At 34.3% G+C, this 15,526-nt stretch carries 11 protein-coding genes and 1 tRNA gene; 9 read left to right on the forward strand and 3 right to left on the reverse strand.

What is annotated here, in order from left to right:
• Positions 1–83: 83 nt before the first annotated feature.
• The 3 genes from JI747_RS13355 (at position 84) to JI747_RS13365 (ending at position 3,972) form a co-directional block, all read left to right on the forward strand.
• Positions 84–1,847 (forward strand): TonB-dependent receptor, encoded by a 1,764-nt coding sequence (locus tag JI747_RS13355; RefSeq protein ID WP_225689390.1) that lies wholly within the window; start codon positions 84–86, stop codon positions 1,845–1,847.
• Positions 1,848–1,923: 76 nt separating this feature from the next.
• Positions 1,924–1,995 (forward strand) — tRNA-Arg (locus JI747_RS13360).
• Positions 1,996–2,394: 399 nt separating this feature from the next.
• Positions 2,395–3,972, forward strand: a complete 1,578-nt coding sequence (locus tag JI747_RS13365; protein WP_225689391.1) for a Na+/H+ antiporter — start codon at positions 2,395–2,397, stop codon at positions 3,970–3,972.
• 139 nt (positions 3,973–4,111) lie between these two features.
• Here the strand turns inward: JI747_RS13365 and JI747_RS13370 are convergent, their stop codons facing one another.
• Both JI747_RS13370 and JI747_RS13375 read right to left on the reverse strand, forming a co-directional pair.
• Positions 4,112–5,206 carry a heparan-alpha-glucosaminide N-acetyltransferase domain-containing protein gene (locus tag JI747_RS13370; protein WP_225689392.1) on the reverse strand — a complete coding sequence of 365 codons (1,095 nt, stop codon included), beginning with the start codon at positions 5,204–5,206 and terminating at the stop codon, positions 4,112–4,114.
• A gap of 45 nt (positions 5,207–5,251) precedes the next feature.
• A complete protein-coding gene (locus tag JI747_RS13375; RefSeq protein WP_225689393.1) occupies positions 5,252–5,419 on the reverse strand; it encodes a hypothetical protein in 168 nt (55 codons plus the stop codon).
• Between the two features lie 696 nt (positions 5,420–6,115).
• Here JI747_RS13375 and JI747_RS13380 point away from each other — a divergent pair.
• The 6 genes from JI747_RS13380 to JI747_RS13405 all read left to right on the forward strand — a co-directional run bounded on the left by JI747_RS13380 (position 6,116) and on the right by JI747_RS13405 (position 14,985).
• Positions 6,116–6,904 (forward strand): SDR family oxidoreductase, encoded by a 789-nt coding sequence (locus tag JI747_RS13380; RefSeq protein ID WP_225689394.1) that lies wholly within the window; start codon positions 6,116–6,118, stop codon positions 6,902–6,904.
• Between the two features lie 238 nt (positions 6,905–7,142).
• Complete coding sequence (locus JI747_RS13385; RefSeq protein ID WP_225689395.1) at positions 7,143–10,034, forward strand: AsmA-like C-terminal region-containing protein; 2,892 nt, start codon at positions 7,143–7,145, stop codon at positions 10,032–10,034.
• 269 nt (positions 10,035–10,303) lie between these two features.
• Positions 10,304–11,284, forward strand: coding sequence for an L-histidine N(alpha)-methyltransferase (egtD, locus tag JI747_RS13390; protein ID WP_225689396.1), 981 nt, complete (start codon positions 10,304–10,306; stop codon positions 11,282–11,284).
• A gap of 15 nt (positions 11,285–11,299) precedes the next feature.
• On the forward strand, positions 11,300–12,490 hold the full coding sequence (egtB, locus tag JI747_RS13395) for an ergothioneine biosynthesis protein EgtB (RefSeq protein ID WP_225689397.1): 1,191 nt from the start codon (positions 11,300–11,302) through the stop codon (positions 12,488–12,490).
• 9 nt (positions 12,491–12,499) lie between these two features.
• On the forward strand, positions 12,500–13,420 hold the full coding sequence (locus JI747_RS13400) for an ABC transporter ATP-binding protein (protein WP_225689398.1): 921 nt from the start codon (positions 12,500–12,502) through the stop codon (positions 13,418–13,420).
• Positions 13,417–14,985, forward strand: a complete 1,569-nt coding sequence (locus tag JI747_RS13405; protein WP_225689399.1) for an ABC transporter permease/substrate-binding protein — start codon at positions 13,417–13,419, stop codon at positions 14,983–14,985. The genes JI747_RS13400 and JI747_RS13405 overlap by 4 nt, the downstream gene beginning before the upstream one ends.
• Positions 14,986–15,054: 69 nt before the next feature.
• Here the strand turns inward: JI747_RS13405 and JI747_RS13410 are convergent, their stop codons facing one another.
• Entirely contained in the window at positions 15,055–15,522 is a 468-nt protein-coding gene (locus JI747_RS13410) for a nucleoside deaminase (RefSeq protein ID WP_225689400.1), read from the reverse strand.
• Positions 15,523–15,526 lie beyond the last annotated feature (4 nt).

Consider the following 15,526-nt stretch of genomic DNA (forward strand, 5'->3'; position numbering starts at 1 on the left):
AATGTACAACGTAGAATGTAAAAAGTAAAATGTAGAATAATGCATTATACATCCGACATTATACATTAATACCCATAATAAAAATGAACAGAAAAATTCAATTATTATCCATCATATTTTTAGGGTTTTCGTCCGTGGCGTTTTCCCAGATCCGAGAAGAAAAACTGATTCTTAACAAAAAAAGAGAACCGGAAGTAAAGAAGATCGAAAAAAAGAAAACTTCTGTGGAAACCATTAAAAACTATCCACCGGAAGAAAAATCCCAAAACCCTGTAAAATATACCATTACAGATGTTCCTGCGGTTTCAGATTTCAAAACTTCAACCATTCAGGGAGCTGATGTAACGCCTAAATTTGACGGAACTGCCCAGAACAATTATATTCAGTTCGGAATGGGAAATTTCGGAAAGATTTTAGGAGATGCCAATATTTCGAAGACATTAGAAAATAAAATCGAAGTAGGGGCAGATGCTCATTTCCTTTCTACTCAGGGACTGAAAAAAGAATATGCCTGGGATTCCAAACAAAGTGCTACAACGCTTGGTGCTTTTCTTAATTCTTACGGAGATAAAGGAAAGTTCAACTTAAATGCTGAATACAATTTAAACAGCTATAATTATTACGGAATCTATGCATTGGAACCGGGAGATGTAGATTTGGATCAGCGAGTAAACCAGTTTAAAGTAAACGGATATTACGACTTCTATTCCAATGAAATCCTGAATGATATCAGAGTGAAATCTTCTTTCTTAAAAGATCATTTTGATGCAAAGGAGAATCAGGTTTCCGTATTGGCGAATCTTTCCAAGCATGCTGTAGAGATCGGAAAATCAGGGATCAACCTGAATGCAGATTTAGGAGTAGGCTTAGAAGCAATCAAGAGTGAATTTGCAATAAGAGATAAAAACTCGGCTGACTTTTTCAATACCAATTTAGCTCCGAAAGTAACGTTCAGAAAAGGAGATTCATACTTAATGTTAGGTTCTTCATTTGAGTTTTTAAATGCAAAAAATTCAAATGATCTGATGTCTGAACAGCTGAAAAACAATAAAACATATTGGTTTCCTCAAGCAGAATTTCAATATGCAGCCATCAACGGATTTAAATTCTACGGTGGTGTTGACGGAGGTTTAAAACTGAATACGTACGCAGATTTATTACAACAGAATCCGTTCATTGTTTCTGACCAGTATTTGCGACCTACAGAAACAAAATACCATTTCTATATAGGGTTGAGAGGAGATATCGACGAAACATTCAAATATGATGTTTCTGCAGGATACGGAAAAATGAGAGATATTATGTTCTTTAAGGCAAACAGTCTGTTCGATAATACTTATACTTTAAACCGTTCTGCCTACAATTTTGCCAATATCTTCTCGGCAGTGTATGATGATGGAAATGTAAGTGATATTAAAGGAAGTTTACAGTATTTTCCATTGGCTAATTTAGTATTGGATGCTGAAGCAAAATTCACAAAGTTTGACTTAAAAAACTACTCGGATATCTATAATGTTCCGCTGTTAACGGCAAGTATCGGAGCTAAATATACCATGCTTGACCAAAAATTATTACTAGGTTTCAAAGGGATTTTCGCAAGCGACAGAACAACGAATTCGTTTATGCTTGAGGGAGTTGGAAGCCCGATGATGTATCAGTCTACTGAAAATACCAATGATAAAGTAGGGGGGTATGCAGATTTAAATCTTTCAGCAGAGTATAAAATTCACAAAAATTTCAGTATTTTCGCACTCGGAAATAACCTTCTGAGCTCAAAATATCAGACGTACAAAGGATATAAAGTTCTTGGTGCCCAGATTTTGGGAGGTGTGAAGATTACTTTCTAAAACATCATTGATAAATGATAATTTATAAGTGATACGATAATCATTCATAAATTATCATTTATCAATGATATAAATCGGCTGCATAGTTTAATGGATAGAACTTTGGATTTCGGCTCCAACAGTGAGGGTTCGAATCCTTCTGCGGTCACTTAAAGAGACAACTAATTATCAGTTGTCTCTTTTTTTATTAGTAAACATTTCTTTATAAAGTTTTTATAAGCCCATATTTTGTTTTTGACAATACCCATGTCTATTTGCAATAAACAGTCTGAAAATGGCACAATAGGCTTGTTACAATCATTAAGTGTTCGAAATCTCCTTAATTTTTGAACTTTTTCTTTGTTCTAATTCATCGTAGTTTTTTTGCTATTAAAGACGAAAGATCGGAACAGACGCTTGAATTCATTACAGCAAAAACATTTAAAAAAGAATTTTTACAGCTGAAGTATGAACGAAAGAAATAATGAGTTTTCTAAGGGGAAAATTCCGTAGAAGTGTAAATATTTTTAAGAATTTAATATATATTTAAGTATCTAAAATTTTGTATATGCTTAAAGACTTTGAATTTTATCTTTTCTTGGTTTTCTTAATCACGATGCTCATCATGCTGGCCAATAAGATTAAAGTTGCATATCCGGTTCTACTGGTATTAGCAGGACTTGTCATAAGTTTTATTCCCGGAGTACCCTCCATTAAAATAGAACCCGAATTATTATTTATTATTTTTTTGCCTCCATTACTGTATGAAGCAGCATGGTCAACCTCGTGGAAAGAGCTATGGCGATGGCGCAGGATTATCTTCAGCTTTGCTTTCGTAGTGGTTTTCTTTACTGCACTCTCTGTTGCTGTTTTTGCTAATTATTTTATTCCGGGATTTTCTCTGGCACTTGGTTTTTTGCTGGGTGGTATTGTTTCGCCACCAGATGCAGTGAGCGCCGGAGCAATTTTAAAGTTTGTAAAAGTTCCGAAAAGATTGGCTTCCATCCTGGAAGGCGAAAGTTTACTGAATGATGCTTCTTCTTTGATCATTTTCAGGTTTGCGATGATTGCTGCTGCAACAGGACAGTTTGTCTGGCATGAAGCAGCTGGAAGTTTTGTATGGATGTGCCTTGGAGGTTTGGGAATCGGACTTGGGATTGCATATGTTTTTTTGAAAATCCATAAAATGTTGCCTACTGATTCAAATATAGATATACTGCTGACTTTTATTGCACCATTCTCCATGTATCTGTCTGCTGAACAGCTTCATGCGTCAGGAGTTTTAGCGGTAGTTACTGGCGGGCTGTTTCTTTCTTACCGCAGTCATGATTTTTTAAGCAGTGCATCACGAATACGTACGGTAACGGTCTGGGAAAGTTTTTGTTTCCTGTTGAATGGGATTGTTTTCATGCTGATTGGTCTGGATCTGCCGGAAATTGTTTCAGGCTTAGGCGACACAGATATTTATACTGCTATCGGTTACGGAATTGCAGTCACCCTGGTTCTGATTATTGTCAGGATTTTAGCGGGATACGGAGCGTTGATTACAACCTTAATAATGAGAAATTTTATTACCGTTGCCGATCCGCAGTCACCTGGGTGGCAGACACCATTGATTATTGGATGGACCGGAATGAGAGGGGTGGTTTCTTTAGCGGCGGCTCTTTCTATTCCCCTGACTTTAGATGATGGCTCTCCGTTTCCACAAAGAAACATGATTCTTTTTATTACATTTATTGTCATCCTGCTGACGCTGCTTTTACAAGGGCTTACCCTTCCATTTTTATTAAGGAAATTTCCTCCGGTAGACCGGGATTTTATAAGAAGCGTTAAAGAGATTGATTACGACATACAGAACAACCTGGCAAAAGTGGCGATTGATAAAATACAGAGTGAGTATGCTCACAAAATTGAAAGTTTTCCGGCGTTGAAAGATCAGTTGCAACAATATGAAAATCAATTGAGCAGTTCTGAAATTATTCTGAATTATGAGGAATACAGACGTATTTATATTGACATTCTCGACACTCAAAGGAGCTGGCTTATTAACAAAAATCGTGAGGAACTCCTACTGGATGAAAATATCATTAGGAAGCATCTGAGACTATTGGATTTACAGGAGGAAAGACTCAATATGAAAGGTTGATACTGTTGAAATATTATTTTAAGTATAGAATAAAAAGTCCGTCTCACAATTCGTGATGACGGACTTTTTTTTATAATTTTTGTGGAATTTAATTTAGGTGTTCGAAATACAGTTTCTTGAAATTCAAGTTTTGGGTTTATTAAGTTCTGGCTATTGGTGCATTTAAGTATATTGTTACCTTTTTTATTACTATATCTATGATAAACTGTATTGAAAAAGTAAGAAATAGGTAGAGTAATATAAGTACTGATACATAATCAATCCCGTGCTCTCTATATCCGAAAATACCTTTTCCCCATGAAATTAAGATCCATTGAATCATATACATGGAGGTTAAATTTTTACTGCAATATTTTAGAATGCGTATAAATCCATTTTCTTTGATATTTGTCGTAATTGTATTGATTAACCATAGAAATAATAAAGTCCATCCTGCAAAATAAATAACACCTCCGGGTCCCATATGATAGAAACTGTTATAATTGTAATTACCATAGATAAAGACTAATGGTGCGCCTATAAAAATGAAAGCTATTCCAAAATACAACATTTTTTCAAAAATCTTTTTGATGTCATAGTTCAATTCCTGAAACCACTTGCCAAAAAACATTCCGATAATAATAAAGGCCATCCATGGGAAAACAGGAAAATAAACATAAGCAGGATAATCCGTATTGAAAAGCAGATCTAAGACATAATTGATAACAGGATAATCCAAATTTAGACCGCTCACCTCCCTCGATATCAGTGCTACAAATAAACCTATAGCCAGAATGATGTATTTATTTTTTACATATTTCCTGATAAATCCGATAAATAGTAAGGACATTCCTGCCAATTGTAAAATATCACCCAGCTGTACAAGATATATATACTGTTGATGCAGAGGGGCATGCCATTCGTATTTCTGGATAAAATTATCAGGTGCAAAGTTAAAAATCACGGGAATCATGAACTTCATGAAATTCATGAATAAACCTGCAAAGACTAATAAAAGTCCTCTTTTTAACGCACTTGTAAGGCTTTGATGACGGGATGTCATGAATGTTATTCCCATGCAGATAAGGAATATTGAAGTTCCTCTCCCCAAAAAAACAATAAAACTGCCGATTGTTGTTTCATATTGTGATTTTACATTGGCGTAAATCAATACCGTGTGTATGATAATCATTCCGATAACACTCATTCCCTTGATCAAGTCCAGAGCAAGTATTCTTTTATTATGTTGTTCCATGGTTTTTATTGAAAATATGAATTGCAAATAAATTTTAGTGATTTTTTAGTGCTTTTTTTCTCTGAGAAATTCCTGAACAAGATCCGTAGTTGCATTAATTGCATTTCGGTAGTGATCATAATTAGCGGTGGGAAAAATATTTTGTAAATTCCTCAAATCATGAGGTAAAACTGCTGTGGCAGGTTTAGACTGGGATGTTAAATTGTTAATCATAATTTTTTTGTGGTGATATTAGAAATAATGGTTAATACTTATTTTGTCCATAGAGTATATTATTGGACTGGTAATATTTTTTAAGTTTTAGTATTTTGTATTTTTATAATGGATTGTAAATCTGAATTCACTATTGTTATTTAGAATAATTAAAAACAAATATATTAATTATTATTAACCGCCAATTTTTTTTATATAAATTTTACAGAAATTTTAAAAAATACCCTAAAAGCTCAGGTGAAATTGTTTCCAAAAGTGATTAAAATTACTTTACAGGAACGGAAAATGATTAAAGAGGCCGCGAATGGTTTTTAAAGAAAGTTATCACCCGTATTTTAGACGACGTAATAATTTACTCAATTTTAGAAAATATACCTTTATTTAACCACAAAAGATACAAAAGCGATTTATACAGATGCTATGAGATACTGAAAGTTCTCAAAAGGATAAAAATCAAAGATTTTTAAAGACTTGGGGTGTTCTTTTTTCAGCCTAATGTTCAACTTTAAATTATTATATAAATCACTTTTGTATCTTTTGTGGTTAATTTTAATATGAGTTTAAACAGACTTAAATTTTCTAAAGAAAGAAAAATTACAAAATAAAAAGCATCAGTAAAGAGGCATTTTATTAAATTTATATTATGAAAGCAACTTATGGTAAGGAATAAGTATGCTAACTTTAAATTTTAGCTTTATGAAAATAGACCTATTATCAAAGAATGCTCTGGTCGGAGCAGGTACACAAGGAATAGGAGCCGGAATTGCAATCGAACTTGCTAAATGTGGTGCAAATGTTACTGTTATTTCAAGAAATGAATCAAAGCTCAGGAACTTTGTATCGCTACTTCCTGTTGTTTCCGACAGTCAAAAACATCAGTACCTCGTGGCCGATTTTTTGAAATTTAATGAATATAAAATACTGATTCATAATTTTTTTAAGACTAATTCAATAGATATTCTTGTTAACAATACCAATGGTCCTGAACCTGGTTTAGCCCTGGAAAAAAACGTTGATGACTTTCAGGCAGCTTTTGATTTATTATTTAAGACCGTGTGCGAGACAACATCATTAGCTTTACCTTATATGATAAAAAAGAAAAACGGAAGGATTATCAATGTTTCCTCATTATCCGTAAAAGAACCCATCCATAATTTGGTATTATCGAATTCAATACGCTCTGCAGTAGCAGCCTGGGCTAAATCTTTATCGAATGAGGTTGCCCAGCATAACATTACCATCAACAATATTTTAACAGGTTATTTCGATACCGAAAGGATTCAGAAGTTAATCAGCGTGGAATCGAAGAAAAATAATAAGTCTGTTGAAGAGCTCAAAAAAGCCAGAGAAAATAAAATCCCAATGAAAAGATTAGGAAGGCCGGAAGAATACGGACATTTGGTTGCTTTTTTAGCTTCAGAATATGCAGCTTATCTTACGGGAACAAGTATTCCTTTGGATGGAGGGCTAGCTAATATTTATTAAACAGCAATCTTTTTTAATCAAGGAAACTATTGTATATAAAGCACCGATAAAGGGTGCTTTTTTCATTATTACCTCCGTTTTCGACGGAAAAAAGTCCAAAAAACATTCTTTTTTTTCGGTTTTATTATAAAGTATAAATGACCAACATAATTAGTAATAGTGAGCAAAAATTTACCCTTATTACCTTCTGATTTTATAATTGGCTTACTTTATGATTATGGTTTTAATAAAATGCTTTATGAAATTTCAAAAAATCATCTTAGGAATATTGAAGTGGACAGGTATTTTAATTGCTTCCGTTCTCTTTCTCATGTTTATCATTCCAATTCTTTTTCCGGGAACTATTTCGGAACAGGTAAAAATATTTGCCAATAAAAATCTGGCAGGCAAACTCGATTATAAGAAAACGCATCTTACATTTTTCAGGCATTTTCCTTCACTTACAGTTTCTGTCGATGATTTTTTACTTAAAGGCTCAAAACCTTTTCAAAATGACACTTTATTGGCTGCAAAAGAAGTTGCGGTAGGAATTAATCTTAAAAATCTGATTTTTGATGGAGACGTGAAGATTGATGAAATTTATGTGACCGATGCCTATGCGAATGTTTTTGTGAATTCAAAGGGGGAAGCTAATTATAATGTGTATGTTTCCAAAAATTCAAATCAGCCGAAAGATACAACGGAAGCAGGCGCATCCATTAAGCTGGATTTGATTAAGTTAAGAAACTGGAATATAAAATATAATGATCATTCTGCACGGGTTTTAGTTGATGCAAAAGGTCTTAATTATACAGGTAAAGGTGGTTTAAGCGAAGATATTTTTGATCTTACCACAGACCTTGACATTAATAAACTTGATTTTAGCTTAAACAGAATCTATTATGCAAAACAAAAAACACTACATGCAGATTTGATTACCAGAATTAATACAAATGCACTAACATTCGTATTGCGTAAAAACGAATTGAGAATAAATGAGTTGCCTTTAAAATTTACTGGCTTTCTAAGTATTCTGAAAGATGGCTACAACCTTGATATTAATGCCGCCTCAGAAAAAACAACGATTCGTGATATGATCTCCGTTCTTCCGCCCCAATATTTAAATTGGGCAAAAGACACCAAAATTGAAGGAAATAGTGACTTATTTTTCAGCTTAAAAGGGAGATTTAGTGAACTTAAAAATCTGAAACCAAGATTAAAAGCAAGATTGTTTGTAAAAGACGGATTTGTTTCGAACGGGAAAGCTCCGGTGCCGATGAACAATTTTAATATGGATTTAAATGTCGATCTACCGGATTTAAATACAGAACAACTGGGTCTAGACTTGAAAAATCTTAGTTTTGATCTTGGTCCGAATAATAATTTCAAAGCCGTTGTCAAAACGAAAGGCTTGGATGAAATGCAGATTAATGCCAATGTAAAAGGAGCGGTTAATCTGCAGACTTTAAGCCAGGCTCTTGGTTTAAAAGATATAGATGTGAGAGGTTTGATGGATACCAACATTCAGGCAAATGGAATTTTTAGTCTGGATAAAAAACTGTTTCCAAAAACTAAAGGGTATCTCAACCTGAAAAACGGTTGGCTAAAAACCAAATATTACCCAAATCCCATTCAAAATATCAATATTGTTGCAAATATTACAAATACAGATGGTACTTTCAAAAGTTTAGGGGTGAAACTCGATCCGTTTAAGTTTGATTTTGAAGGAAATCCTGTTTTTGTAAATGCTGATCTGCAGAATTTTGAAGATGTCTTGTATAAAGTTCGTGCAAAAGGTGTTTTGAATGTAGGAAGAATCTATAAAGTTTTTGCTAAAAAAGGATTAGATATAAGCGGTTTGATTATGGCTGACTTATCCCTGAACGGGCGACAAAGCTACGCAACAACAGGCCAATACAGCAAACTGGACAACAAAGGAAATTTAATATTGAAAAATATTAAGGCCACTACAGAATACCTTCCAAAATCTTTCTACATCAAAGAAGGAAATTTCCAGTTTGAGAACGAAAAAATGAGGTTTAGAAGATTCTTTGCCAATTACGGAAAATCAGATTTTGCTTTGAACGGTTATCTTTTAAATACCATCAATTATTTTATTGAAAGAAAAGGAACACTGCACGGTAAGTTTAAATTAAAATCAAGATATATTCTGATTGATGAATTTATGGCGTTGAAAGACGGAGATAATTCAAAAAAATCAATTGAGGTTGACTATGCGAAAGTTGAAAATCCGAAGAGCAGTGGAGTGGTAATTATTCCTAAAAATTTAGATGTCTCTTTGGAGACAGATGTGAAAAATGTAGAGTTTAAGGGATTAAAACTGAATAATCTTTCTGGTTTGGCTTCGGTAAATAAAGGCGAAGTTTTTCTTAAGAATACTTCATTTGATATTATAGGAAGCAGAATGAAGATTGATGCCCGTTATCAGGATGAATCTCCTTTGACTGCTAATTATGATATTGCATTAAATGTGCTGGATTTTGATGTTCAGAGGGCTTACAATGAAATCGATATGGTGCGTGAAATGGTTACTGCAGCCAAAAATGTTAAGGGAATAGTTTCTTTGGATTATAAATTAAAAGGAGATTTTGATAAAAACATGAAGCCGATTTATCCGTCTTTGGAAGGGGGAGGAGTGGTCAACCTTCGTGATGTGGAAGTCAAAAATCTGAAAATGCTTTCAGCAGTCGGGGATAACATTGGAGCTAAAGCGTTCAACGATCCCGATATGAAGGGTGTCAATATTGAAACACACATCAAGAATAATCTTATTCATGTGGATAAATTTACCTTCAAAGTATCTATTTTAAGACCTACTGTAAGCGGAACAACAAGCTTCAACGGATTATTGGATCTGCGGATAAGAGTAGGGATTTTTCCGGGTGGGATTATTGGTTTCCCTATTGTTGTTACAGGAACGCACGAAAAACCGCAAGTAAAAATTTTCAGTAAGACAGGCCAGGGAATTATAGATGCTTTATACAACAGAAAAACCAATAAAGTGATTCGTGAAGAAAGACGTGCCGAGAAAAAAACAAGAAGACAACAGCGAAAAGAAAAGGATGCCCAGGAGCAGAAGGCAAAAGCTGCAGAGAACACGATAACAAAAGATCTGAAGAATAAAAAATAACATTCCAAGGTCAAGAGAGAGTACAAATTATTCTAGTGGATTTTATTTCGGCAGTAGCTTATCTCACAGTTGATGACAATGGATAAACAAAAATTAATGTAGAATATTTTCAGGATTTCATCATTAAAATAGAAATTGGTAACATTAAAACGGAAATAAAGTATATCTTTAAGTAAGATGAAATTGTAGAAGCTCATAAGTTGACGGAGAGTAATTCCAGTGGCGGCAAGATAGTTGTAGTTACTTAAAAACCAAACAAAATATAAGCTATGAATATACAGTTACAGCAGGATATTCAGATCAAAAATGATGATTCCCGCAGGTTCCGTTCGGAGGTATGGGAAGGTCTTTCCGAGGATCCTAAAAAATTATCTTCAAAATATTTTTACGACAAAACAGGTGACCATCTTTTTCAAAAGATTATGGCTATGCCGGAATATTATCTTACCAAGTGCGAATTAGATATTTTTCAGAATAAAACAGACGAAATTGTTAAAGCAATTTCCAATATCAATGAATCTTTTGATCTGATTGAATTAGGAGCCGGAGATGCAATGAAATCGTCTTTTCTTCTTAAAAAATTGGTGGAAAAAGGTGCAGATTTTACCTATATGCCTATCGATATTTCAGGAAATATTCTGTCTGTTTTGCAGGAAAATATGAATCAAAAAATTCCCGAATTAAAAATTTTTCCTTTGGAAGGTGAATATTTTGATATGCTCGACAAAGCAACTTACATTTCAAAAAGAAAAAAGATTGTTCTTTTTTTAGGGGGAAACATCGGAAATATGGATATAGAAGAAGCAAGACATTTTTGCGGTGAAGTGAAGAGAAAACTCAATCCCGGCGATTTATTTCTGTTAGGTTTTGATTTAAAGAAAAATCCCCACACGATTCTTGCTGCTTACAACGATTCTGCAGGACTTACAGCTTCATTCAATCTTAATCTTCTCACAAGAATCAATCGTGAATTGCATGCCGATTTTGAGGTGGAGCAGTTTCAGCATTATCAGACTTATGATCCGGTTTCAGGAGCCTGCAGAAGTTTTCTGGTAAGTCTTTGTGACCAGAAAGTCGAGATAGAAAATCGTTCATTTTATTTCAAAGAAAACGAATTGATCGATATGGAAATCTCACAAAAATTCTCAGAACAAGATATTAAAAAACTGGCAAAAGATTCAGGGTTTCATATTCTTAATGAGATTAAAGATTCAAAAAACTGGTTTGTAGATTCTATTTGGATGATATAATTTAAAATGATTTTTATGAAAACAGATTCATTGTTAAAAAATATAAATCCCATAAAAAACTGGGCGGAAAAATATTCAGAAATCAGAAATCATTCCGTGGAAATCTGCAGACCTCTGGAAATAGAAGATTATGTTGTTCAGCCGATTGTTGACGTAAGTCCACCGAAATGGCATTTGGGTCATACAACCTGGTTTTTTGAAACCTTTATTTTGCAGCCTCATTTTCCAGGGTACGAAGTTTATGATCCGGAATATAATTTTGTGTTCAACAGTTATTATGAGACCATAGGAGCTCGCGTAATCCGTACAGACAGAGGAAATCTGAGTCGTCCTTCCGTATCGGATGTTTTTAAGTATCGCGAATATGTTGATGAAAAAATGAATAGATTTCTTCAAAGCGGATATCTTACAGAATCTTTAGAATCTCTATTGGAATTAGGTTTAAACCACGAACAGCAGCATCAGGAATTATTATTGACGGATATTAAATATATTTTAGGGCACAATCCTTTATTTCCGCCTTATAAAAAGGAAAGTATTTCTAAAAAAGAAAGCGTTGGAGATTCAGAAATGCTCCGTTTTTCTGAAGGAGTTTATGAAATCGGTTTTAAAGGAGAAGGTTTTTGTTTTGATAATGAATTGGGAAGACATAAAGTCTATCTCAATGACTTTCAAATCTCCAGTCAGTTGGTTACTAATCAGGAATATTTGGAATTTATAAATGCAGGTGGTTATCAGGATTTCCGCCATTGGCACGCTGAAGGTTGGGACTGGGTAAAAGAAAATGAAGCAAAATCTCCACTATACTGGCATTTTATCGATGATAAATGGATGCATTACACCTTACATGGCTTGCAGGAAATCGATTGGGAGGAAGCCGTTTGTCACATCAATTTTTTTGAAGCCTCTGCATTTGCTTCCTGGAAGGGAAAACGTCTGCCAACTGAAGCAGAATGGGAAGTTGCATCGGATTGCTTTGATTGGGGACAACGTTGGGAATGGACGAATTCTGCTTATCTGCCATATCCCGGATTTAAAAAAGAAGTTGGGGCAGTAGGAGAGTACAACGGGAAATTTATGGTCAATCAAACTGTTTTGCGGGGTGGTTCAGTAGCAACACCGGTCGGTCACAGCAGAAATACTTATCGTAATTTTTTTCCGACCAATATGCAATGGCAGTTTACAGGAATCAGACTTGGACAATAATTTCTGCCTATGATTACAGTAGAATCAGTTTCAAAAAGTTTTGACGGAAAAAAAGCAGTTGACCATATTTCCTTTCAGGCTAATGATAAGGAGATATTGGTTCTTTTGGGACTGAGCGGTTGCGGAAAAACGACAACTTTGAAAATGCTCAACCGACTTATAGAATCAGATTCCGGCAGCATTTTGATTAACGGAAAAAATATCCGTGATCAGAAAGTGGAGGATTTGCGAATGAGAATTGGCTTTGTCATGCAGCATTCCGGGTTATTTCCGCATTATACTGTTGAGCAAAACATTGCTGTTGTTCCCGATTTACTAAAATGGGATAAAAAAAAGACGGCAAAGCGAACTGAAGAATTACTTGATAAACTTCATCTTTCAGAAGATGTTCTCAAAAGATTTCCAAATGAATTAAGCGGCGGCCAACAACAAAGGGTAGGCATAGCAAGAGCTTTAATTGCTAATTCCGCAATCTTATTGATGGATGAGCCTTTTGGAGCGCTGGATAATATTACAAAAGCAAATATTCATTCGGAATTTAAATCTTTGGAAGAATTAAAAAATAAAACCATTATTCTGGTTACTCATGACGTTCAGGAAGCATTTGAATTAGGTCATAAAATCTGCTTAATGGATAAAGGAAAAATTATTCAGACAGGAACTCCGAAAGAGATGTTATATCGTCCTGCAAATGATTTTGTCAAGGATTTTTTTTCTGAAAACCGACTTTTACTGGAATATAAAGTGGCGACTTTAAATGATGTAAAAACCGAGATTAATTTTGCGCATTTGTATGAAAAATTTCAATTTTCAGAAAACACGAATCTTTGGGATGCTTTACAGAAATTAAGTTCAGATCATTTGTTTTCAAAAGATTATGAAAACCTGATGAAAGCTTTTAACGAGTATCGAAAATTAGCAATTGTATGAGCGGACAGAGTTTTTGGCAATTTGTTTTAGAACAGCACGAGAAATTGCTGAGTCAGGTCCTTCAGCATTTGGGACTTACTTTTTTGTCTCTGTTTTTAGCTATTTTAGTGGGTCTTCCATTAGGAATTTTAATTGCCCGAAGAAGAAAATTATCAAGTCCCATTTTAGGAATTGCAGGGATTTTACAAACTATTCCCAGTATTGCTTTACTCGGTTTTATGATTCCGGCTTTTGGAATCGGAGCAACTCCGGCAATCGTTGCACTGCTGATTTACGCCCTTTTACCTATCGTCCGAAATACGTATACGGGAATTACAGAAGTTAATCCAACTGTTATTGAAGCGGCAAAAGCGATGGGAATGAACCCCAAGCAAATGCTTTTCAAGGTCGAGCTTCCGTTGGCAATGCCTGTAATTATTGCAGGAATAAGAACGGCAGCCGTAATTAATGTCGGTGTGGCAACTTTAGCGTCGTTTGTTGCAGCAGGAGGTTTAGGTGAATTTATTTTTGGAGGGATTTCATTAAATAATACAAATATGATTTTGGCCGGAGCAATTCCGGCTGCGTTATTAGCCGTTTTATTGGACCAAATTATTGCGGTTTTGCAGAAATCTGGTTATCAATTATTAAGAAAATTAAAATATATTGTTCCGGTTTTATTACTGAGTATTGGAATAATTTATTTGATAACATCTGTTTCTGATACCAATAAACTGAAAGCAGGTTTTACACCTGAATTTATGGGAAGACAGGACGGTGATCTGGGACTTCGTTCGGTGTATGGATTGAATGTGCATCCGGTGATTGTAAGCGATGCAATCATGTACAAAGCAGCTTATGAAAAGGAATTGGATTTAATTAGCGGTTATTCAACAGACGGGAGAATCAAGGCTTTTGATTTGTATGTTCTGGGGGATGATAAGAAGATTTTTCCACCTTATTTTGCTGCTCCGATTATTAAAACGAAAACACTGGAGAAGTTTCCCGAATTGGAAAAAACATTGAATCTGTTATCAGCAAAATTCAATGATTCAATAATGACCGATTTGAATTATAAATCAGATTATCTGAATCAGACGCCTGAAAAAATTGCTAAGGATTTTTTAATTAAAATCAATTTATATAAAAATCCACGTAAAGGAAATTCTCAAACGGTAAAGATCGGGTCCAAGATTTTTGGCGAACAATATATTCTTACTGAAATCTACAAAATGCTGATTGAAGGTTATACAGATTATAAAGTGGAAACGAAAACTGGATTAGGCGGAACGAAAATTTGCTTCGATGCTTTAATGAATGATGCCATTGATTTTTATCCTGAATATACAGGAACCGGACTTTTGGTTTTGCTGAAGCCTTCACAAAAAAAGATTAAAGAAGTTTCTAAAAGTCCGGAAAAAACTTTTCTTTATGTAAATTCAGAATTTCAAAAACAATATGGAATAGAATGGCTGAAACCGCTTGGTTTCAATAATTCTTATGCTTTGATGATGCGAAGAAAACAAGCAGAGGAGCTGAAAATCAAAAATATTTCGGATTTGAAAAATTATATGGATTCAAAATAATGATTGTAAAAATGAAATATAATTTCGATGAAATAAATAAAAATCTATCAGTACCGAAACTTTGATTTCTTATTTCTGGTTAGCAAGATATGCTGTAAACTGTTCATTCAAAACCTCACACTCACGTTGTAAAATACCCGTTTCTATTTTAGGTCTTTTCCCCCATTTCGGAATATTTTCTGTCTCTAAAATCTTAAACTCAGAAGACTGTCCACCAACAAAAGGAACCGAAACTCCAAAAACTAATTTTTTAATTTTATGATGTCTGATGAGGTAAGAACACATGATGCAGGGTTCGTGTGTGGAAAACATTACAGACTGTTCCAATACATCTCTGTAACCATTTTTCAAAGCATCTTTTACTGCTAAAATCTCTGCGTGCTGTGTAATATCTCCGCTTGATTTTCCTGATTCAATTCCTCTGCCGATAACTTTATCTTCAAAAACCAATACGGAACCGACTGGCGGATTTCCTTTTTTCAAAGCCTGTTTTGCAAGTTCAATGCATTCAAGCATATATTCATTATACTTATCCATTTTT

It is taken from the genome of Chryseobacterium tagetis (genome assembly GCF_016735585.2).
In the GTDB taxonomy this organism is placed as follows: domain Bacteria; phylum Bacteroidota; class Bacteroidia; order Flavobacteriales; family Weeksellaceae; genus Chryseobacterium; species Chryseobacterium tagetis.